Here is a 20693-nt window from a genome sequence, read left to right as displayed (position 1 = left end):
AGAAGTTTACCTAAGAGGAGTAAACTTCTTCTTCTTTGTTATTGTACTTCTATTACCTTATTTACTTTTTGTAACGACTTGTAACCATGTGCTTCAAATGCCTTTGCAAATTCATTTGATACGGCAGTGCCATATAAATCTTTTGCAGCTTGTACGATGTGAGATTGAAGTGATTCAAAGTCTTCAGCGGAAGTTGCATAATTTTGCAATGTACGCATAACAACTTTACTTACTTTTTCATTTCCTTGCTTTTGAACAGCAACACCGTTATATGTTTTACCTTCAGCTAATTGATATAATACGTGACTGATAATACCAGAATTCACGTGTGATTCTTGATTATTACCATCGTTATAGAAATCTTGTAAATTTGTATATAATTTATGACCGCCGTCACCAATTTCCCTTGGGATATCACGAATTGTTAGGCCACCTAATGTATCGCCCATAATCCAGTTTCCTTTATCTTTCTTTACGTAATATTCGATTTGTGTACCCCAGAAATCCGCTAATCCCTCGTTTAGTGCAGATGTTTCAGCGCTTGGATATCTCACGACTTTATTTTTCGTCGTGCCACTAAATACAGCATGTCCAAATTCATGAGCTGTTACATCAAGAGCGGATGTTAGTTTTCCGTCTAAACCATCACCAAATACCATTTGGTTCCAAGCGGGATGCCAAAATGCATTTACATAGTCTTCTTTTACACCATCACTAACTTCAGTAGAATCAAAACCGTGTACACTAGCAACAACTTTTGAATCTTTATTGTCGTAACTTTTTAGATTATGTTCTTTCTTAAAGTAATCGTAAATATCACTCATGTTCTTCATAGCGCCCGCGGCTTCTTTATCTGCAAAATTAGGAGTACTACTTGAAATTAGTGTCCCTGGATAACCAGCTTGACTATATCCCCCGAGGGAATCGGCGTAGTTTGCATTATAAATATAAATACCATTTCCGCGTGATAAATCCGCTAAATAAAATTTTCCATCAGTTCCTTTGGCAATATTGAAAGAGATGTTTTCTTGAAGTGCATTTTTCCCAGTTCCTTGCTCACTTGCGGGGGATAATCTAGGTGATGTTACTTGATTTATAGTCTTATTCTCTTTGTTTTTAATGAATTTTTCTTGGAAAAGTACTTCGCCAGTTTTTAAATCAACTATAGCATTGCCGTTTATAATTTGTTCATTGTTTTCATAAGTAAATGTAATAACAGTTGCGAATGTATAATAGCCATCTTTTTTCTTATAAACAACGGTTTCGCTAGAGAATTCTGTCTCAACTGCATCACTTGGAATTTGAACTATATCGCGTAATTTAGATTTTACTTCATTTTTCGACAAAAAATTTGTTATAGTAAGATTAGGTTGTTGATTCAAATTTTGAACAACTTTACCACTAACAGTTGTGATTACTCCATTTTTATCTACTTTTACAATGAGATCTTGGCCATATACTTTATAGTTTTTATATGTTTGTGCAAGGCGAACTTCGGTTTGATTTTCTTTGGTTTCTTTATTTGTAGGTTGGAAATCTACATTTTTTTCAGTAGTGACTTGTTCTTGTTGAGCTTTCGCCCCATTTACCTCACCTTTTAAATACTTTTTAGCAATATTTTCTTTCGTATCATTTTGAGGTTGTGTTAATTTACCGATTGTTAAACCAGGCTGAGCAATTTCAACTTTGACTGCACCTTTGTCTAATTCTTGAGCATGAATAGCTTCTGTTGATAAAGGGCAAAGAAGACCGAATGTAACGAAAGCACTAGCAAGTTTTCTATAATTCATCTATAACACTCCTAATCTATTATTGTATGTGAGATGAATTGTATGAAAAATTTGCCGAATTTTATATATATTATGCATTATTTCATATCAAAAATTGTCGAATTCACATTATTGTAGTGGTATGACAACTCAAAAAATTAGATTGTTCTAATGGGATGGTGAGTAAGTATGCACGCAGAAAAATTAGGAAGTGAAATTAAGAAAATTAGGGTGATGAGAGGATTAACACAGAAACAGTTATCCGAGAACATATGTCATCAATCGGAAGTAAGTCGAATTGAATCGGGCGCGGTATACCCAAGTATGGATATATTGCAAGGTATCGCAGCAAAATTACAAGTTCCCATTATTCATTTTTATGAGGTACTCATTTATTCTGATATTGAAAGAAAAAAACAGTTTAAAGATCAAATCATTATGCTTTGTAAGCAAAAAAGATATAAAGAAATTTATAATAAAGTATGGAATGAGCTGAAAAAGGAAGAATATCATCCTGAATTCCAGCAATTTCTTCAATGGCAATATTATGTAGCTGCTTACGTATTGAAAAAAGTCGATTACGAATATTGTATTTTAGAATTAAAGAAATTGCTTAATCAACAATTGACAGGAATAGATGTATATCAGAATCTTTATATTGAAAACGCAATTGCAAACATTTATGCTGAAAATGGCTATTTGAAGAAGGGTATTGATTTATTTGAACAAATATTAAAACAATTAGAGGCATTGCATGATAATGAAGAATTTGACGTAAAGGTAAGGTATAATCATGCAAAAGCATTATACTTAGATAGTCGATATGAAGAATCACTTTATCAAGTAAATAAAGCGATTGAAATATCATGCCGAATTAATAGTATGGCATTAATTGGACAGCTATATTATCAAAGAGGTGAATGCCTAAGGAAGTTGGAGTATGAAGAGGCAGAGATTGAAGATGCATATAAGAAGGCAAGTTTCTTTTTTGATATATTAGAAATGCATGCATATAAAGAAGCGCTTGTAAATAAAATCAGCAGATAAATAACCTAAAAAGTGGATATGCATAATTGCATACAATGTGAATAAATTTTCATGATATATTAAAAGTAAAAAATGTGGGTGATGGAATATGAAGAAATTACTTATTGGTAGTTTATTAACGTTAGCAATGGCATGGGGTATTTCATTAGGTGATACAGCATTAGAGAAAAGTCAAATAATTTCTCATAATGATCAAGAGGTACAAGTAGCTGCAGATTTACCTTTTGAGTTTTAAAAAACAACCGCCTTATTTAGACGGTTGTTTTTTTATGGAGTAACATCCAAACGTCTTTACTAGAAACAGGTTTGCTAATAAAGAATCCTTGAATGTGATCACAATTTTGTTTATGTAAAAATTCCCATTCTTCTGCTGTTTCTACACCTTCTGCAATCACTTTTAAATTTAGTTCTTTTGATAGTGTAATAATGGAAGAGACAATTGCTTCTTCTAAAGGACTAGTTGTAATTCCACAAATAAACTCTCGAGCGATTTTTAATGTGTTGATTGGGTATTTTGTTAAATAAGCTAAAGAACTATAACCAGTTCCAAAGTCGTCGATTGAAATTTGAATACCGAGATTTTGAAGTTGTTCTAGTTTTGAAACTACAGATTGATTTTGATTAATTGCGATGCTTTCCGTAATTTCAATATCTAGTGCTTCTGGTTTCAGTTCTGTTTCTTCCAACACCTTTGAAATAGTTGGGATTAAATCTGCATGGTTAAATTGAACAACAGATAAATTTACACCAACTTTTAAGTGAGAAAAACCTTGATTATGCCATCTTTTTGCCTCTAAGCAGGCAGTACGTAAAATCCAATTGCCAAGTTCAATAATAAAACCAGTTTCCTCTGCTAGAGGGATAAATTGGGCCGGAGATACGATACCGAGTTTTGGATGCTTCCAACGTATTAATGCTTCAAAACCGATAATTTGTTTTGTTTTTGTGCTTACTTGTGGCTGGTATTCAAGGAAAAATTCATTTTGTTGTAATGCTTTTGAAAGTTCACCTTCTAAGAATTGAATTTCATTTTGAGCGATACTCATTTCTTTTGAGAAGAAAACAAATCTGTTTTTTCCATTTGCTTTCGCACGGTACATAGCCATATCAGCATTTTTCATTAACTCATTTACATTAGTTCCATAATCAGGGTACATCGCAATTCCGATACTTGGTGTAATAGAGAGTTCTTCGCCTTGAATGAAGAATGGTTTGTTTAAAATAGTTAAAATCTGTTCAGCTATAAAAATTGCACTTTTTTCTGAGTACATTTCTGGTAATAGAATTGTAAACTCATCTCCACCTTGGCGAGCGACGATATCTTTTGAACGCAAGCAACCGCGTAATCTTTTTGCTACTTCAATTAATAATAAATCTCCGACGTCATGACCAAGTCTATCGTTAATTTTTTTAAATCGATCTAAATCAAGGAATATGACGGCAACATCATTTGCGTTAGTTTGGGCTGTATTTAAAATGGCTTTTAAATCTTTTTCGAACTTTCGGCGATTTGGTAATCCAGTAAGTGCATCGTGAAAGGCTAAATGCTCTACTTGTTTTTGTTTTTCATATAAAGTTGTAATATCACGCGCTATCCCAAACATTCCGACCACTTCTTTGTTTATAAAAGTAGGGATAAGTGTAATATGAAGATAATAATAATAGCCTTCTTGTTCTTTTGTACGAACTTCTAACGTTTGTGGCCTACCTTCCTTTGTAATTTGTAAAGCCTTCTTTAGTAGTTCGTGGTCTTTTGAATCAATGAAGTGTACCAGAGAATAGCTTGCTACTTCACAATAATAGGCAGTAAATAAGCTTTCGCATGCCTTATTAGATTGTTGAAAAATGCCATTCATATTTAAAGAGAAAACGGCATCGGGATGATCTTCGAATAAAGACTTATAGCGTTGTTCACTTTTTGATAATGCAAATGCACCTTCTTCAACTTCGTCCTCTAGTTGTGTAGTCAACTGTTCATATGTAAGGATTAGTGCTTGATTATCTTTCCACATGTAAAGTTGCCGCAAGAATAACAAAATAAGTGATAATACGAGACCAATTAACATAAATTTATCATCCCAAGGTTGAATGATAATAAAGGAAAAAGTAATAATTATACTAAAATAAGGTAGTATAAAACGTACATAATCGAATCGATAATATTTTGCTTTCGTTTCATGTTGCATTGGTTTATCCAAGATATATAGTATGGAAGAAAGTCCAATTAATAAAATAGAAGCAGTGTGTATTAAATAATTAAATTCAGGAGAAGTTTTCATCCCAAAATTTAATTGAAACAGATGAATGTAACCGTATACGAGTATAATAGTGAAACCGATAATTAATGCGATTCTACTAGAAGAATATTGTTCTCTTCTATAAAGACTAATAACGGCGTAAATTACTAATGATTGTGCAATAAAATAGCCAATTAAAATCCAAGTTTCCTTTGTTAACATACGGAAGCTTGAAAGGTCCAAGATAAAAGTTAAAGTGAAATAAATGTTCATAATAACAATAAAGATGCTATCGAATGAAAATTGAGCAAGACCCTTAATAGAGTAAATTTTTATAAACTTTATAGCAAATCCAACAAAGAGTAAAACATATTGTATGATAAAAAAAGGTAATGCTTTATATGAGAATATAACTTGCTTATGAATAGAAAGTGAAGGAAGAAATAAAGTTATTTCCATAGCTAACCCGCATAGACAAGTACATAATAATAAAATCCAAAATAATTTATCACCATGCGTCATTTTTCTAATCGCTTTACATAAGCAATAGCAAGAAAAAAGTGCAGCGAAACAGAATAAGAAAAGAATCCCGATTTCTTTTATATTCGACTCATTTGGTATAAGGAATATCCAAAGAGCAAATATAAATATGTATATTATGACAGATTGTATATACTTTTTTTGATTAATCATATTATGACTCCGTTTCAATAAAGTTGAATCTCGGGGAGAAAATGCTAATTTAAATAATAGCATATAAAACAGAATGTTTTTTACTATAAAAATTACTTTTTTGAAAAAATGGTGCAAAGTTACAATTTACCACTGTAACATTGCACCACTTATTCTTTTAATTCCTCTTATAGCAGAAAGTTCATCTATTAATTGGAATAGTGCTAAGTCTTTTTGCTTACTTTCAATCATAATATCGAAATTATGATTGTGTTTTTTTGCAATGTGTAAGAAAGGCTTAATAAACTCTAAATCGATATATTCAGCATGAGCCCTAAATTCTTTTTCCGATCTCGGGGAGGAAATGTGAACTTTAGGAGAGATATTTGTATGTGACCAAGTTTCAAAAATTGCAGGAAGCAACTCTTCTAGTGGTTCCTCGCAAAGATTGGCCATATGATGATGATAATCAAATACAAATGGAATATTTTCTTTTTGGCAAATGGATAAAGTTTCAGCGGTTGTATAGGTTTTATCATCATTTTCAAGAGTCATTTGTTTTTTTATATGTGTAGGAAGTTTTTTTATGTTTTCATGGAAGCGCTCAATTGCCTTTTCTTTATTTCCATAGGCTCCACCTACATGAATATTAATGTAAGAAGAATCTGCAATGCCTATAGCATCCAATATTTTATAATGATAAGTCATATCCGTAATAGCGTTAGTAGTAATATGTGGTTTGTCGCTTGTAAATAGCGTAAATTGATTCGGATGAAAACTTATTCGTAAATTGTGTTCTTTAATTAAAGCCCCTATTTTATGCCAAAGTGGTGTGAATACCCCAATATAGTCAAACTCGACTTCGGGATGTGTTGCAAGTGGGACGATGGAAGACGATAGGCGATATAGTGGGATTTCATGTGCTATATTGTAATGAAGGATACGTATTGTGTGCTCTAAATTTTGCCTTATAACATGGTACAGTTTGTCTTCTCGTTCTTGCTTGCTAAGTTTCTTAAAGCTTGTAAACGTCATTGTTTTGGCAGGAGAACAGTCCCAGAGTGCCATTGCATGTGAGACATATCCAAACCGTATAATCATATTAGATACACCTCTTTTATTCATTGTCTTTCCTATAAAAAGAAAGCAAACATTGTTCCAATCCATTCCTTTCCTCTATCGATAAGAGAAGGCGGGTTTACATCGCTATAGGAAAGTACGGATGCATTCTCTAGATCTTCATGGAATTTATTTTTTACTGTTTGAATGAAATGTTTATTATATAACAGGCAGTTTATTTCATGATTAATATATAAACTTCTCATATCAAAGTTTGCCGTTCCGATATCACAAATATTATCGTCCACTATAATAATTTTTGCGTGAAAAAACCCTTGTTGAAATGCATAAATATTGCAACCAGCCTGTATTAATTTTCGGCAGTACGGGAATTTTGCTTCCCGAACGAGAGGGTGATCAGCTTTTTCTGGAACAAGAATTGTGATTTGAACCCCTCTTTCTCTTGCTTTTAATAAGGCATTCATAATTTTTTTTCCAGGAATGAAATATGGTGTACCGATACAGATTTCTTTTTTTGCCGCGTTAATTAAATGTAAAAAAGTATGCTGTAAATAAGCACCATCAGTCGGAATAAATTGATGCAGGATGGTACCTGGTTGTTGTTTTGGAAAATAAAGAGAAGCATCCAATAAATTCTGTTTCGTATCATCAAACCAATCATGCAAAAATTGCTTTTGTAAATCTTGAACCCCTTCTCCTGTAAGACGTAAATGATAGTCTCGCCATAATCCTAAGTGTTCATTATGCCCTAGATACTCTTCGCCAATATTAAATCCCCCGATATAGCCGGTTTTCCCATCAATCACTGTAATTTTTCTATGATTTCTTTGATTAGCAGAAAAGAAAGGTAGAGGAAATTTTACCTTATGACAAAATGAAAAAGATATACCATGTTTTTGCAGGGAGCGAATAGCTTCGTTTGATAAAGAATGGCTGCCAAATCGATCAAGTAAAAGTCGTACTTCAATTCCTTCCTGAGCCTTATCAATCAGCAATTTTAAAAATTCACGACTGATTTTATCATTTTTTACAATGAAGAATAAAATATGAATATGGTGCTGTGCTTGTTTTATATCAGTAAATAAAGCGTCATATAAATCTTTCCCGTATGTATAAAGGTGAAAATCACTTTGACGTAAAGGGAAAGTGCGAGAGCTTACTCGTTTTAAATGAAGAAGTCGCCCGTATGAAAGGTCAATTGTAATCCAAAGAGCAACGGATATTAACAAAAGAGATAAGTAGAGCATCAGTGAATTCCCTCCTTTGCATTCTTTTCACCTTCAGTGTGTTACAAATGATATGGGTAGTACGGCTGTTATTATAAATTTCATCAGATGATAGTATGTTGCACTGATTAAAGTTTCACTTTATAGTTTCACCGAAATAAACAGCTTTATGAAAAAATGTGTTGTTCTATAACAAAAAACTGTTGACTGAATGCTCACTCATTATATAATGGGGATAGGGGATATAATTCAGAAAATTATATATTTTTGAAGATTCAAAAAGAAAAAGGGCTTACAAAGAGAGGGGTAGCATAAAAATGAATAGCTTACTGATCATTAATTGGCTGGCTGCCATTGCTGTTATTGCTTATGCAGGATATTTGTTTGTATATCTTATACGGACGAGAATGGCCTACATACAATTAGGAAAAAAAATTGAATTTGACCGTCGTTTTAAAGAGCGTTGGGATCTCCTTAAGGTCAATGTTTTCGGTCAGAAAAAGCTGCTGAAAGATAAGAAAAGCGGCATCATTCACGTTATGTTCTTTTACGGATTTATTCTTGTCCAATTTGGAGCAATTGACTTCGTTTGGAAAGGACTCGCACCAGGATCACATCTTCCACTTGGACCACTATACCCTGCATTTACATTCTTCCAGGAAATTGTCACACTTGTTATTTTAATTGCAGTATTTTGGGCTTTTCATAGACGTTATGTAGAAAAGCTTGTTCGTTTAAAACGTAACTTCAAATCAGGTCTTGTTCTTATCTTTATCGGTGGCTTAATGATTTCTGTGCTACTTGGTAACGGTATGGGACTTATATGGCATGGCGAGGAGCTTTCATGGAGTGAACCAATCGCTTCTGCAATCGCTTACGTTTTTAGCGGGATAAATGAAACCGTAGCCATTTCAGTGTTCTATTTTTCTTGGTGGGTGCATTTACTAATTTTGTTAACGTTTTTAGTCTATGTTCCACAATCAAAACATGCGCATTTAATTGCGGGACCAGCTAATGTATTCTTCGGTCGTCTTTCAAACCCAGGGAAGCTTGAAAAGATTGATTTTGAAGATGAAACGCAAGAAACATTTGGTGTTGGTAAAATTGAAGATTTTAGACAAAATCAACTTATTGACTTATACGCTTGTGTAGAGTGTGGTCGTTGTACAAATATGTGTCCGGCAACAGGAACAGGAAAAATGTTATCGCCGATGGACTTAATTTTAAAACTTCGTGATCATTTAACTGATAAAGGAGCTGCGGTAACATCAAAAGCACCGTGGGTTCCAGTAGTTGCCTTCAATAATACACAAGGAAATCAGTTAGCGATGATGGCAGCTGGAAAAGGACAACAAGAATCAGCGGCTACAACTCTCGCTTACGATCCGAGTTTAATCGGAGATGTTATTACAGAAGAAGAGATTTGGGCATGTACAACGTGTCGTAACTGTGAAGATCAATGTCCAGTTATGAATGAGCATGTTGACAAAATTATTGATTTACGTCGATATCTCGTTTTAACAGAAGGAAAAATGGACGCGGAAGCACAACGCGCGATGACAAATATCGAGCGTCAAGGGAATCCGTGGGGTCTGAACCGTAAAGAGCGTGAAACATGGCGCCAAGGTGATGACGAAGTAACAGTTCCAACTGTAAAAGAAAAATCAAAAGCTGGGGAGGAATTCGAGTATTTATTCTGGGTTGGTTCAATGGGATCATACGACAATCGTAGTCAGAAGATTGCGATATCGTTTGCGAAGTTAATGAACGAAGCAGGCATTTCATTCGCAATTCTCGGTAATAAAGAAAAGAATTCTGGAGATACACCACGCCGCCTTGGAAATGAATTTGTATTCCAAGAGATGGCGACAAAGAATATCGAAGAATTTGAAAAGGCAGGAGTGAAGAAAATCGTTACGATTGATCCTCATGCTTATAACACATTTAAAAATGAGTATCCGGACTTTGGCTTGCAAGCAGAAGTCTATCATCATACAGAATTGTTAGCTCAGTGGGTGAAAGAAGGGCGCTTAAAGCCTGTTCACGCTATTGAAGAAACAGTTACGTACCATGATTCCTGTTATTTAGGAAGATACAACGAAGTGTACGAAGCGCCACGTGACATTTTGAAAGCGATTCCTGGAGTGAATCTTGTAGAAATGGCACGTAACCGTGAAACTGGAATGTGCTGTGGCGCAGGTGGTGGCTTAATGTGGATGGAAGAAACAACAGGTTCTCGTATTAACGTTGCTCGTACAGAACAAGCATTAGCTGTACAGCCATCCATTATCGGTACAGGTTGTCCATATTGCTTAACGATGATCAGTGATGGAACGAAAGCGAAAGAGGTAGAAGAGAAAGTTCAAACTCTTGATGTGACAGAGATTTTAGAACGATCTGTTATCGGACAGAAAAAAGAAGCGATGTAGTTTATAAGAATGTATACAACTTTAGAAAGAGGTGCAATGATTGCACCTCTTCTCAACGTAGGGATACCGAGCGAGCGCTCAGTGTTAAAAAATGAAATGGGGGAAAGAAACATGAGTAAAACAGTTATTTTAAGTGCTGCAAGAACACCAGTTGGAAAATTTGGAGGATCTTTAAAAGATGTAAAAGCGACGGAACTTGGAGGAATTGCAATTAAAGCAGCGCTTGAAAGAGCAAATGTTGCGGCTAGTGATGTTGAAGAAGTTATATTTGGAACGGTTATTCAGGGGGGACAGGGGCAAATTCCATCGCGTCAAGCTGCAAGGGCTGCTGGAATCCCTTGGGAAGTGCAGACGGAAACAGTGAATAAAGTTTGTGCATCAGGACTTCGTGCGGTTACGTTAGCGGATCAAATTATTCGTACTGGCGATCAATCACTGATTGTAGCTGGCGGTATGGAGTCGATGAGTAACAGTCCTTACATTTTACGCGGAGCAAGATGGGGATACAGAATGGGCAACAACGAAGTTATTGATTTAAACGTTGCTGACGGTTTAACATGCGCATTTTCAGGTACACACATGGGTGTTTATGGCGGAGAAGTTGCGAAGGAAGATGGAATTTCTCGCGAAGCACAAGATGAATGGGCATATCGTAGCCATCAGCGTGCGGTTTCAGCGCATAAAGAAGGACGTTTTGAAGAGGAGATCGTGCCAGTAACGATCCCGCAAAGAAAAGGCGATCCTATTGTCGTTGCAAAGGATGAGGCGCCACGTGAAGATACAACGATTGAAAAGTTAGCAAAGTTAAAACCTGTATTTGATAAGACAGCGGCAGTGACAGCTGGTAATGCGCCAGGACTAAACGATGGTGGTGCCGCACTTGTGTTAATGAGCGAAGACAGAGCGAAGCAAGAAGGAAGAAAGCCATTAGCGACAATTTTGGCGCATACAGCAATTGCAGTGGAATCTAAAGATTTCCCAAGAACGCCAGGTTATGCAATTAACGCATTGCTTGAAAAAACAGGAAAGACAATTGAAGACATCGATTTATTCGAGATTAATGAAGCATTTGCAGCGGTAGCAATTGCAAGTACAGAAATCGCAGGAATTGATCCAGAAAAATTGAATGTAAATGGCGGCGCGGTAGCGATGGGCCATCCAATTGGAGCAAGCGGAGCGCGCATTATCGTTACGCTAATCCATGCACTTAAGCAGCGCGGCGGCGGAATTGGAATTGCATCGATTTGTAGCGGTGGCGGTCAAGGGGACGCAGTGATGATTGAAGTTCACTAATTAAAGTTCGAGGGTATAAAATTTATTAACAATTAAGGGGGAAGAAAAAATGGGTGTACAAAACATTGTTGTAATTGGTGCAGGGCAAATGGGATCAGGAATTGCACAAGTATGTGCAATGGCAGGATATGACGTGAAGGTACAAGATTTAAAACAAGAGCAATTAGATAGAGGATTGGCTATCATTACGAAAAACTTAGCGCGCCAAGTAGAAAAAGGACGCATGAAGGAAGAAGAGAAGGAAGCGACATTAAATCGTCTTACAGTAACGCTTGATTTAGATTGTGTGAAAGAAGCGGATCTTATTATTGAAGCAGCTGTTGAGAAAATGGATATTAAAAAGAAAATCTTTGCGAATCTAGATGAAATTGCTCCAGAACACGCAATTTTAGCGACGAATACGTCATCTCTGCCAATTACAGAAATTGCAGCGGTAACGAAGCGTCCGGAAAAAGTAATCGGCATGCACTTTATGAATCCAGTTCCAGTTATGAAGCTTGTTGAGATTATTCGTGGTTTGGCTACAGATGATGCAGTATATGAAGCAATTGAAGATATTACGAAAAAAATTGGGAAAGTACCAGTTGAAGTAAATGATTTCCCAGGTTTTGTATCAAACCGCATTTTGCTACCGATGATTAACGAAGCAATTTATACGTTATATGAAGGTGTAGCGACGAAAGAAGCAATTGATGAGGTCATGAAGCTTGGTATGAACCATCCGATGGGGCCTTTGACACTCGCTGATTTTATCGGTTTAGATACGTGTTTATACATTATGGAAGTGTTGCATGAAGGATTAGGAGATAGTAAATATCGCCCATGTCCGTTATTACGTAAGTATGTAAATGCAGGATGGTTAGGGCGTAAAACAGGTCGTGGATTCTACGTTTACGAATAAATGCCCCTTTTGTTACAAAATAGTGGTCTTACCAAATTATTTAAAGGATATATAGCAAATGGAGGCGGAATATATGAACTTTCGTTTTAATGAAGAGCAGCAAATGATGAGGAAAATGGTTCGGGATTTTGCACAGAAGGAAATTGCTCCCTTTGTTCCTAGTATGGAACAAGGGGTGTTCCCGAAAGAGATTTTGCAAAAGATGGGTGAGCTTGGATTAATGGGTATTCCAGCGCCTGCAAAATACGGCGGGGCAGAAATGGATTTTATTTCTTATATTCTAGCCATTGAGGAAATCTCAAAGGTAAGTGCAACAGTTGGGGTAATTTTAGCTGTACATACGTCAGTTGGAATGAATCCGATTTTATATTTCGGAACAGAAGAACAGAAGAAAAAATATGTTTCTAAACTTGCAACCGGGGAATATTTAGGCGCATTTGCTTTAACAGAGCCAAATGCAGGATCAGATGCAGGGAGTTTGAAATCAAGAGCTGTCAAAAAAGGCGATCATTATATTATTAATGGATCAAAAGTGTTTATTACAAATGGTGGTGAAGCAAGTACATACATTGTATTCGCTTCTACAAATCCAGAGGCAGGAAAAAGTGGTATTTCTGCATTTATAGTAGAGAAAGATACACCTGGTTTAATCATCGGAAAAGATGAACATAAGATGGGGCTCCTTGGTTCTCGTACAGTACAACTTACTTTTGAAGATATGAAAGTACCAGCGGAGAATTTACTTGGGGAAGAAGGACAAGGATTCAAGGTGGCGATGGCGAATTTAGATGTTGGGCGAATTGGAATCGGTGCACAGGCGTTCGGAATTGCTGAAGCGGCGCTTGCATGTGCGATTGATTATGCAAAAGAACGAGAACAATTTGGGAAACCAATTGCGGCGCAGCAAGGGATTGGCTTCAAGCTTGCAGATATGGCAACAAGTGTCGAAGCGGCAAGGTTACTCGTATATAGAGCGGCGTCTCTTAGGGCACAAGGATTACCATGCGGTAAAGAAGCATCTATTGCGAAATTATTTGCTTCTAAGACAGCGGTTGAAGTCGCGATTGAGGCGGTGCAAGTATTTGGTGGTTACGGTTATACGAAAGAATATCCAGTAGAACGATTTTTCCGGGATGCGAAAATCACGCAAATATATGAAGGAACAAGTGAAATACAGAAACTTGTTATTAGCCGTGCTTTATAAAAGGGCGAGGGGGAGACGGAGATGCATTTTAAACTATCAGAAGAACATGAAATGATAAGAAAAATGGTTCGAGATTTTGCTAAAAATGAAGTAGCACCAACAGCAGCTGAGCGTGATGAGGAAGAGCGATTTGATCGAGAGTTATTTGATCAAATGGCAGAGCTTGGTTTAACCGGTATTCCATGGCCTGAAGAGTACGGCGGAATTGGAAGCGATTACTTAGCTTACGTAATTGCGATTGAAGAATTATCTCGAGTTTGTGCTTCAACAGGTGTAACACTATCTGCGCATACTTCACTTGCGGGATGGCCAATTTTTAAATTTGGGACAGAAGAACAAAAGCAAAAGTTTTTACGACCGATGGCTGAAGGGAAGAAAATTGGTGCATACGGCTTAACGGAGCCAGCATCTGGATCGGATGCTGGTGGAATGAAGACAATCGCAAAGAGAGATGGCGACCATTATATTTTAAATGGATCAAAAATTTTCATTACAAATGGCGGTATTGCTGATATTTATGTTGTTTTTGCGCTAACTGATCCTGAATCGAAGCAGCGTGGTACGAGTGCATTTATTGTAGAAAGTGATACACCGGGATTTTCAGTTGGGAAGAAGGAGAGCAAGCTAGGGATTCGCTCTTCACCAACGACTGAAATTATGTTTGAAGATTGCCGTATTCCGGTAGAGAATCTACTTGGAGAAGAGGGGCAAGGATTTAAAGTTGCGATGCAAACATTAGATGGAGGTCGTAACGGTATTGCGGCGCAAGCTGTTGGTATTGCACAAGGGGCTTTAGATGCTTCTGTAGAATATGCAAGGGAGCGCCATCAATTTGGAAAACCAATTGCGGCGCAGCAAGGGATTGGCTTTAAACTTGCGGATATGGCAACAGATGTAGAAGCGGCACGCCTTTTAACATATCAAGCGGCTTGGCTTGAATCAGAAGGGCTTCCGTATGGAAAAGAATCAGCGATGTCAAAAGTATTTGCAGGGGATACAGCGATGAAGGTGACGACTGAAGCGGTGCAAGTATTTGGTGGTTACGGTTATACGAAAGATTATCCAGTAGAGCGTTATATGCGAGATGCAAAGATTACACAAATATATGAAGGAACACAAGAGATTCAGAGGCTTGTAATTTCTCGTATGTTAACGAAGTAGGAACGAAAGCGTAGGTATTCTCCTACGCTTTTTCCTTCCAAAAAATAATAGAGAGAGGTGAAGGGAATGGTTAAACATAATGTACATGCATCGGTGAAAGATGAAAAATTAGTTGCGTTAAGACGTGAACAAATGATTAAAGGTGCGGTGCAACTGTTTAAACAAAAAGGATTTCCGCGTACAACAACGAGAGAGATTGCAAAAGCGGCTGGATTTAGTATAGGGACACTTTATGAGTACATTCGTACAAAAGATGATGTTTTGTATTTAGTTTGTGATAGTATATATGAACATGTAAAAGAACGATTAGAGGAAGTAGTGTGTACAGAAAAAGGGAGTATAGAAAGTTTAAAGGTAGCGATAAAGAATTACTTTAAAGTGATGGACGAATTACAAGAAGAAGTATTAATTATGTATCAAGAAGTACGTTTTTTACCGAAAGAATCTCTCCCATATGTATTAGAAAAAGAGTTTCAAATGGTAGGGATGTTTGAGGATATTTTAGAACAGTGTACGGAAAATGGAACATTTATATTAAATAAAAAAGAAATACAGCTTCTTGCACATAATATTTTTATACAAGGACAAATGTGGGGGTTTAGACGTTGGGCACTGCAAAAACTGTATACGCTCGAAGAATATACAGAAATGCAAATTAGGTATGTGTTGCAAGGTGCCCATATGCTTCCGAAATAAGGAACAGACAAATTATTAATTTTATTACCATATAAAAGTTTCACGTTTTTTTTGTAGCATATTTGTGCGACTTTTGTTTATAATGAATAGTATGGATTTTTTTAGGCAGACCGTTATATATAAGGTTATATTTGATGAAAGGAAGTGCCGCATAAGTGAATTTTAAGCAATATTCACCAGAAGAGCTAAAAGAATGTTCAATGATTGAAGTTGTACATAGCGTTTTAGGGGATAAAAGACAAGCAACGACATTCAACGAGTTGGTTCAAGAAATCGCTCAAGTGCTGGGACTATCTCAAGAGCAAGTTAATGCGAAACTCGCACAATTTTATACAGACTTAAACATCGATGGACGTTTCATTAATTTAGGAGAAAATCGTTGGGGACTACGCAGCTGGTACCCATATGAGCAAATTGATGAAGAAATCTTACCGCAGCCAAAACCGAAGAAGAAACGTAAAGTTGAAGAAGACGGTTTTGACGACTACATTGAAGAAGATGAAGATGACTTTGACGATGCAGACGGAAATGCAGACGAAGAAGATGATGTAGAAGATTTGGACAAGGTTCTTGAAGATGAAGACGGAGATGACGACGATCTTGATGATTTAGAAGAGGATGAAGACGACGACTTCGCTGAAGAAGAACTTGAGTATGATGAAACTGAAGAAGAAGAAGAGGAAGAACTGTAGTTCTTGACTTTTCATTATCGTCCATGTAGAATCATTTTTGGGCTCTTTAAAAAAGGACGATAATACTTTTAAAGTGTAAATATAAAAGAAAATTGCTCCCTACTTATTACTTTATGTGATGAGGGGAGCAATTTTCTTTTTTGTTTTTTGTTTAGAAAATAAAAAGAGTCTAACAATAAGATGGATACAGTGTTATCTACATACGTTGCGCTTTGCAACGGTGATTATATAACAGCAAAATAGAAGGGAGCTTTTTCATGACTAAGTATATTTTTGTAACAGGCGGTGTAGTATCGTCTTTAGGGAAAGGTATTACAGCAGCATCTCTTGGAAGACTTTTAAAAAATCGTGGTTTAAATGTAACGATTCAAAAGTTTGATCCATACATTAACGTAGACCCAGGGACTATGAGCCCATACCAACACGGTGAGGTATTCGTAACAGATGATGGCGCAGAAACTGACTTAGACCTTGGTCACTATGAGCGTTTTATCGACATTAACTTAAACAAATACAGCAACGTAACAACAGGTAAAATTTACTCTTCAGTTCTTCAAAAAGAGCGTCGCGGTGAATATTTAGGAGGAACAGTTCAAGTTATTCCTCACATTACTAACGAAATTAAAGAGCGCGTATATCGTTCTGGCCGTGAAACAAATGCGGATGTTGTTATTACAGAAATCGGTGGAACTGTTGGTGATATCGAGTCTCTACCATTCTTAGAAGCAATCCGTCAAATTAAGAGCGACATCGGTCGTGACAATGTAATGTACATTCACTGTACGTTAATCCCGTACTTAAAAGCAGCGGGTGAAATGAAAACAAAACCAACGCAACATAGCGTTAAAGAACTTCGTAGCTTAGGTATTCAACCAAACATTATCGTTGTTCGTACAGAACTTCCTGTTTCTCAAGATATGAAAGACAAGCTTGCATTATTCTGTGACATCGATACAAAAGCAGTTATCGAAGCTCGCGATGCAGATACTTTATATGCGGTTCCATTATCTCTTCAAGAACAAAACATGGACCAAATCGTTTGTGACCACTTAAAATTAGACAATCCAGCTGCAGATATGACAGAGTGGACTGCGCTAGTTAACAAAGTACGTAATCTTTCTAAGAAAACAAAAATCGCTCTTGTTGGTAAATATGTAGAACTTCAAGATGCATATATTTCTGTTGTAGAAGCACTTCGTCATGCTGGTTACTCATTCGACACAGATGTAGAAGTAAAATGGGTAAATGCTGAGCACGTAACAGCAGAAAATGTACAAGAATTAGTAGGAGACACAGATGGTATCCTTGTACCAGGTGGCTTCGGCGATCGTGGTGTAGAAGGTAAAATCGTTGCGATTCAATATGCTCGTGAAAACAAAGTTCCATTCTTAGGAATTTGCTTAGGTATGCAACTTGCATCAATCGAATTTGCACGTAACGTATTAGGTTTAGAAGGTGCTAACTCTTCTGAAATCAATCCTGATACGCCATATGCAATCATTGACTTATTACCAGAACAAAAAGATGTAGAGGACTTAGGTGGTACACTTCGTCTTGGTCTATACCCATGTAAGCTTGCTGAAGAAACAAATGCTTACAATGCTTATAATGAGCCGGTTGTATATGAGCGTCATCGTCATCGTTATGAGTTCAACAACCAGTTCCGTCCGGATATGGAAAAAGAAGGATTCGTATTCTCTGGTACAAGCCCAGACGGCCGTCTAGTTGAAATCATTGAATTAAAAGACCACCCTTGGTTCGTGGCGGCACAGTTCCACCCAGAACTTGTTTCTCGTCCAAACCGTCCACAACCATTGTTCCATGACTTCGTAAGAGCTTCTATTACGAATAAAGAGAGCAAGTAATAAAAAAAGCGCCTGAAATAAGGCGCTTTTTTTAATATTCATTTAACATTTCATCAATTGTAAATTTGATTCCGTGATAAGCAAATAAAGCTACTATTAAGCTTGGGAACCCGTAGCGATTACCTTCATCGTCTGGAATAAGACCTTTTAACAGTTTTGTATCAATATGTACGTCTGTATATTGTTCCAGTGATTCCGTACCTTCTTGAAGAGCAGAAATGCCGACAATAGAGTGTCCCTCTTCTTGTAGTTTTTTTGCAATTTCTACAACCGCTTCATCTGTTGAAAAACGGCTAATAAGAAGTACACGATCTGCAGAGGTTACTTCTGCTTCTTTACCATTTTCAAATAAGCGTTTTGCTTGCTTCATTGGTTCAGCACCGAATAGTGCTTCGGCAACAACGCCCTCCATTTCATTTGTACCATATAAATAAATGAAACCATCGCCAACTAGTGCTTGAGCAAGTAAACGAGCGCTATCTTCTATATTCATTTCCTCTTTTTGAGAAACTCTGGAGAAATAACCACTTAATTGAGTTGAAAAAATTTTTAACATAATGTTACTCCCTTCGTACGTGTTTGCCGGCTTTCATTATAGTTTATTTTTTTAGAAAGGTGAAATCGTAGGGTAGCATAACAAAATAGGAAACGGTAAAATAAGAAAGAATAGGAAGGAATTTGCCAAAGAATAGCGAAAATAAATCGTTAAGATATAAGAAGCTTTAAATCTTGTACTTACACAGAAAGGTTGGGAATTATGGAAGGTAAAATTTTAATTGTTGATGATCAATATGGGATTCGTGTGTTATTACATGAAGTGTTCCAAAAAGAAGGTTATCAGACATTCCAAGCAGCGAATGGATTTCAAGCTTTAGATATCGTGAAAAAAGATAATCCAGATTTAGTAGTGTTAGATATGAAAATTCCAGGCATGGATGGTATAGAGATTTTAAAGCATGTAAAAGAGATTGATGAGAGTATTAAAGTCATTTTAATGACTGCTTATGGAGAGCTTGATATGATCCAAGAAGCAAAAGATTTAGGAGCTTTAATGCATTTTGCTAAACCATTTGATATTGATGAAATTCGTCAAGCTGTGAGAAATGAGCTCGCTGTAGAGGCGTAAAAATGAATTTTTTATAAAAAATATGGAAAAAAGCGTTTACATGGACTATTGAGCAGGTGAATACAGTTGAGTTTTTGAGTACAAGTTGTTATCCTATTGAGTGTAGAAAAAAGTCCGGTAGGTAAATATACATAATTTACCTTATCCTGGTCATACTACCAGCGATAAGAATTTATCGGATACAAAAAACGTTTTTTAGGAGGATTCACCATGCCTTTAGTTTCTATGAAAGAAATGCTAAACAAAGCACTAGAAGGAAAATACGCAGTTGGTCAATTCAACATGAACAACTTAGAGTGGACTCAAGCTATCTTAGCTGCTGCGGAAGAAGAAAAATCTCCTGTAATCCTAGGTGTATCTGAGGGTGCAGCTCGTCATATGACTGGTTTCAAAACAGTTGTAGCTATGGTTAAAGCTTTAATCGAAGAAATGAACATCACTGTTCCTGTAGCGATTCACCTTGACCATGGTTCAAGCTTTGAAAAATGTAAAGAAGCAATCGATGCAGGTTTCACATCTGTAATGATCGACGCTTCTCACCACCCATTCGAAGAAAACGTTGAAACTACTAAAAAAGTAGTAGAATACGCACACGCTCGTAACGTATCTGTTGAAGCTGAGCTTGGGACAGTTGGCGGACAAGAAGACGACGTAATCGCTGAAGGCGTAATTTACGCTGATCCTGCAGAGTGTAAACACCTTGTTGAAGCAACAGGTATCGATTGCCTAGCTCCAGCTTTAGGTTCTGTACACGGTCCTTACAAAGGTGAGCCTAACTTAGGATTCGCTGAAATGGAACAAGTTCGTGACTTCACTGGCGTACCTTTAGTATTACACGGTGGTACTGGTATCCCAACTGCTGATATCGTAAAAGCTATCTCTTTAGGTACTTCAAAAATCAACGTAAACACTGAGAACCAAATCGAGTTTACAAAAGCTGTTCGTGAAGTATTAAACAAAGACCAAGAAGTTTACGATCCTCGTAAATTTATTGGACCTGGCCGCGACGCTATTAAAGCAACTGTTGCTGGTAAAATGCGTGAGTTCGGTTCTAACGGTAAAGCGTAAGAATAAAATTCCGTTTTGGAAACCGTCTAGTCTTTTAGACGGTTTCCTTTCGTTGTATAATGAAAGCGTGAACAAGTCGAAAGATTTTATCATTTTTGGTTTTTAAATAGAAAATAATGTGCATAGTCCTATTAATAAATGTGATAACGTATCTAAATTGATAAAGTGAATTCGATGAATAGTTGATCTTTATCTATTCGTGCTACAGGAGAAATGAAGATAATGGT

At 36.6% G+C, this 20693-nt stretch carries 17 protein-coding genes; 12 read left to right on the top strand and 5 right to left on the bottom strand.

The annotated features are described in order from the left end of the window. Positions 1–38 precede the first annotated feature (38 nt). On the bottom strand, positions 39–1790 hold the full coding sequence (locus BUA87_RS14795; RefSeq protein WP_071713931.1) for a M4 family metallopeptidase: 1752 nt from the start codon (positions 1788–1790) through the stop codon (positions 39–41). 168 nt (positions 1791–1958) lie between these two features. Here BUA87_RS14795 and BUA87_RS14790 point away from each other — a divergent pair, with 168 nt between their 5' ends. Then, the gene (locus BUA87_RS14790; protein WP_071713932.1) at positions 1959–2816 is read left to right on the top strand and encodes a helix-turn-helix domain-containing protein; all 858 of its coding nucleotides are present in this window, start codon (positions 1959–1961) and stop codon (positions 2814–2816) included. Positions 2817–2904: 88 nt separating this feature from the next. Next, positions 2905–3051, top strand: coding sequence for a quorum-sensing peptide PapR (locus BUA87_RS14785; RefSeq protein ID WP_016079631.1), 147 nt, complete (start codon positions 2905–2907; stop codon positions 3049–3051). Between the two features lie 16 nt (positions 3052–3067). Here BUA87_RS14785 and BUA87_RS14780 read toward each other — a convergent pair whose 3' ends face one another. From BUA87_RS14780 to cls, 3 genes are all read right to left on the bottom strand, one after another. Next, entirely contained in the window at positions 3068–5746 is a 2679-nt protein-coding gene (locus BUA87_RS14780) for a DUF4084 domain-containing protein (protein ID WP_072940118.1), read from the bottom strand. Between the two features lie 126 nt (positions 5747–5872). After that, a complete protein-coding gene (uvsE, locus tag BUA87_RS14775; RefSeq protein WP_002094209.1) occupies positions 5873–6826 on the bottom strand; it encodes a UV DNA damage repair endonuclease UvsE in 954 nt (317 codons plus the stop codon). 32 nt (positions 6827–6858) lie between these two features. Continuing rightward, positions 6859–8052, bottom strand: coding sequence for a cardiolipin synthase (cls, locus tag BUA87_RS14770; protein ID WP_000966415.1), 1194 nt, complete (start codon positions 8050–8052; stop codon positions 6859–6861). A gap of 296 nt (positions 8053–8348) precedes the next feature. On the opposite strand from cls, the gene BUA87_RS14765 reads away from it, so the two are divergent. The 8 genes from BUA87_RS14765 (at position 8349) to pyrG (ending at position 18272) form a co-directional block, all read left to right on the top strand. After that, entirely contained in the window at positions 8349–10460 is a 2112-nt protein-coding gene (locus BUA87_RS14765; RefSeq protein WP_001086772.1) for a (Fe-S)-binding protein, read from the top strand. A gap of 9 nt (positions 10461–10469) precedes the next feature. Continuing rightward, the gene (locus BUA87_RS14760) at positions 10470–11753 is read left to right on the top strand and encodes an acetyl-CoA C-acetyltransferase (protein ID WP_025118040.1); all 1284 of its coding nucleotides are present in this window, start codon (positions 10470–10472) and stop codon (positions 11751–11753) included. A 49-nt stretch (positions 11754–11802) separates the two neighbouring features. Next, positions 11803–12654, top strand: coding sequence for a 3-hydroxybutyryl-CoA dehydrogenase (locus tag BUA87_RS14755; RefSeq protein WP_000538874.1), 852 nt, complete (start codon positions 11803–11805; stop codon positions 12652–12654). A gap of 73 nt (positions 12655–12727) precedes the next feature. After that, positions 12728–13858: an acyl-CoA dehydrogenase gene (locus tag BUA87_RS14750; RefSeq protein ID WP_072940115.1), complete on the top strand. Its 1131-nt coding sequence runs from the start codon at positions 12728–12730 to the stop codon at positions 13856–13858. Positions 13859–13879: 21 nt separating this feature from the next. Beyond that, positions 13880–15019 carry an acyl-CoA dehydrogenase AcdA gene (gene acdA / locus BUA87_RS14745; RefSeq protein ID WP_000545539.1) on the top strand — a complete coding sequence of 380 codons (1140 nt, stop codon included), beginning with the start codon at positions 13880–13882 and terminating at the stop codon, positions 15017–15019. 66 nt (positions 15020–15085) lie between these two features. Next, positions 15086–15715 carry a TetR/AcrR family transcriptional regulator gene (locus BUA87_RS14740; protein WP_000238600.1) on the top strand — a complete coding sequence of 210 codons (630 nt, stop codon included), beginning with the start codon at positions 15086–15088 and terminating at the stop codon, positions 15713–15715. A gap of 155 nt (positions 15716–15870) precedes the next feature. Next, the gene (gene rpoE, locus BUA87_RS14735) at positions 15871–16407 is read left to right on the top strand and encodes a DNA-directed RNA polymerase subunit delta (protein WP_001009771.1); all 537 of its coding nucleotides are present in this window, start codon (positions 15871–15873) and stop codon (positions 16405–16407) included. A gap of 257 nt (positions 16408–16664) precedes the next feature. Further along, on the top strand, positions 16665–18272 hold the full coding sequence (gene pyrG, locus BUA87_RS14730; protein ID WP_016079639.1) for a CTP synthase: 1608 nt from the start codon (positions 16665–16667) through the stop codon (positions 18270–18272). A 31-nt stretch (positions 18273–18303) separates the two neighbouring features. On the opposite strand, the gene BUA87_RS14725 is transcribed toward pyrG, so the two are convergent. Further along, entirely contained in the window at positions 18304–18828 is a 525-nt protein-coding gene (locus BUA87_RS14725; protein ID WP_000912413.1) for a DUF2529 domain-containing protein, read from the bottom strand. Between the two features lie 201 nt (positions 18829–19029). Between BUA87_RS14725 and spo0F the strand changes: the two genes are divergently transcribed. Both spo0F and BUA87_RS14715 read left to right on the top strand, forming a co-directional pair. After that, a complete protein-coding gene (gene spo0F, locus BUA87_RS14720; RefSeq protein WP_000398594.1) occupies positions 19030–19398 on the top strand; it encodes a sporulation initiation phosphotransferase Spo0F in 369 nt (122 codons plus the stop codon). A 210-nt stretch (positions 19399–19608) separates the two neighbouring features. Then, positions 19609–20466, top strand: coding sequence for a class II fructose-bisphosphate aldolase (locus BUA87_RS14715; RefSeq protein ID WP_001131852.1), 858 nt, complete (start codon positions 19609–19611; stop codon positions 20464–20466). Positions 20467–20693: the final 227 nt, after the last annotated feature.

This window comes from Bacillus sp. bc15, assembly GCF_900142585.1.
Lineage (GTDB): Bacteria > Bacillota > Bacilli > Bacillales > Bacillaceae_G > Bacillus_A > Bacillus_A cereus.
The sequence above is the reverse complement of the archived record's forward strand: the minus strand, read 5'-3'. Positions and strand labels throughout refer to the sequence as shown.

Excerpts from the sequence above, each read along its gene's own strand:
- uvsE (WP_002094209.1), bottom strand. The coding sequence starts at position 6,826 with ATGATTATACGGTTTGGATATGTCTCACATGCAATGGCACTCTGGGAC.
- pyrG (WP_016079639.1), top strand. The coding sequence starts at position 16,665 with ATGACTAAGTATATTTTTGTAACAGGCGGTGTAGTATCGTCTTTAGGG.
- BUA87_RS14715 (WP_001131852.1), top strand. The coding sequence starts at position 19,609 with ATGCCTTTAGTTTCTATGAAAGAAATGCTAAACAAAGCACTAGAAGGA.
- spo0F (WP_000398594.1), top strand. The coding sequence starts at position 19,030 with ATGGAAGGTAAAATTTTAATTGTTGATGATCAATATGGGATTCGTGTG.
- BUA87_RS14750 (WP_072940115.1), top strand. The coding sequence starts at position 12,728 with ATGAACTTTCGTTTTAATGAAGAGCAGCAAATGATGAGGAAAATGGTT.
- BUA87_RS14785 (WP_016079631.1), top strand. The coding sequence starts at position 2,905 with ATGAAGAAATTACTTATTGGTAGTTTATTAACGTTAGCAATGGCATGG.
- acdA (WP_000545539.1), top strand. The coding sequence starts at position 13,880 with ATGCATTTTAAACTATCAGAAGAACATGAAATGATAAGAAAAATGGTT.
- cls (WP_000966415.1), bottom strand. The coding sequence starts at position 8,052 with ATGCTCTACTTATCTCTTTTGTTAATATCCGTTGCTCTTTGGATTACA.
- BUA87_RS14755 (WP_000538874.1), top strand. The coding sequence starts at position 11,803 with ATGGGTGTACAAAACATTGTTGTAATTGGTGCAGGGCAAATGGGATCA.
- BUA87_RS14790 (WP_071713932.1), top strand. The coding sequence starts at position 1,959 with ATGCACGCAGAAAAATTAGGAAGTGAAATTAAGAAAATTAGGGTGATG.
- BUA87_RS14780 (WP_072940118.1), bottom strand. The coding sequence starts at position 5,746 with ATGATTAATCAAAAAAAGTATATACAATCTGTCATAATATACATATTT.
- BUA87_RS14760 (WP_025118040.1), top strand. The coding sequence starts at position 10,470 with ATGTATACAACTTTAGAAAGAGGTGCAATGATTGCACCTCTTCTCAAC.
- BUA87_RS14740 (WP_000238600.1), top strand. The coding sequence starts at position 15,086 with ATGGTTAAACATAATGTACATGCATCGGTGAAAGATGAAAAATTAGTT.
- BUA87_RS14725 (WP_000912413.1), bottom strand. The coding sequence starts at position 18,828 with ATGTTAAAAATTTTTTCAACTCAATTAAGTGGTTATTTCTCCAGAGTT.
- BUA87_RS14795 (WP_071713931.1), bottom strand. The coding sequence starts at position 1,790 with ATGAATTATAGAAAACTTGCTAGTGCTTTCGTTACATTCGGTCTTCTT.
- BUA87_RS14765 (WP_001086772.1), top strand. The coding sequence starts at position 8,349 with ATGAATAGCTTACTGATCATTAATTGGCTGGCTGCCATTGCTGTTATT.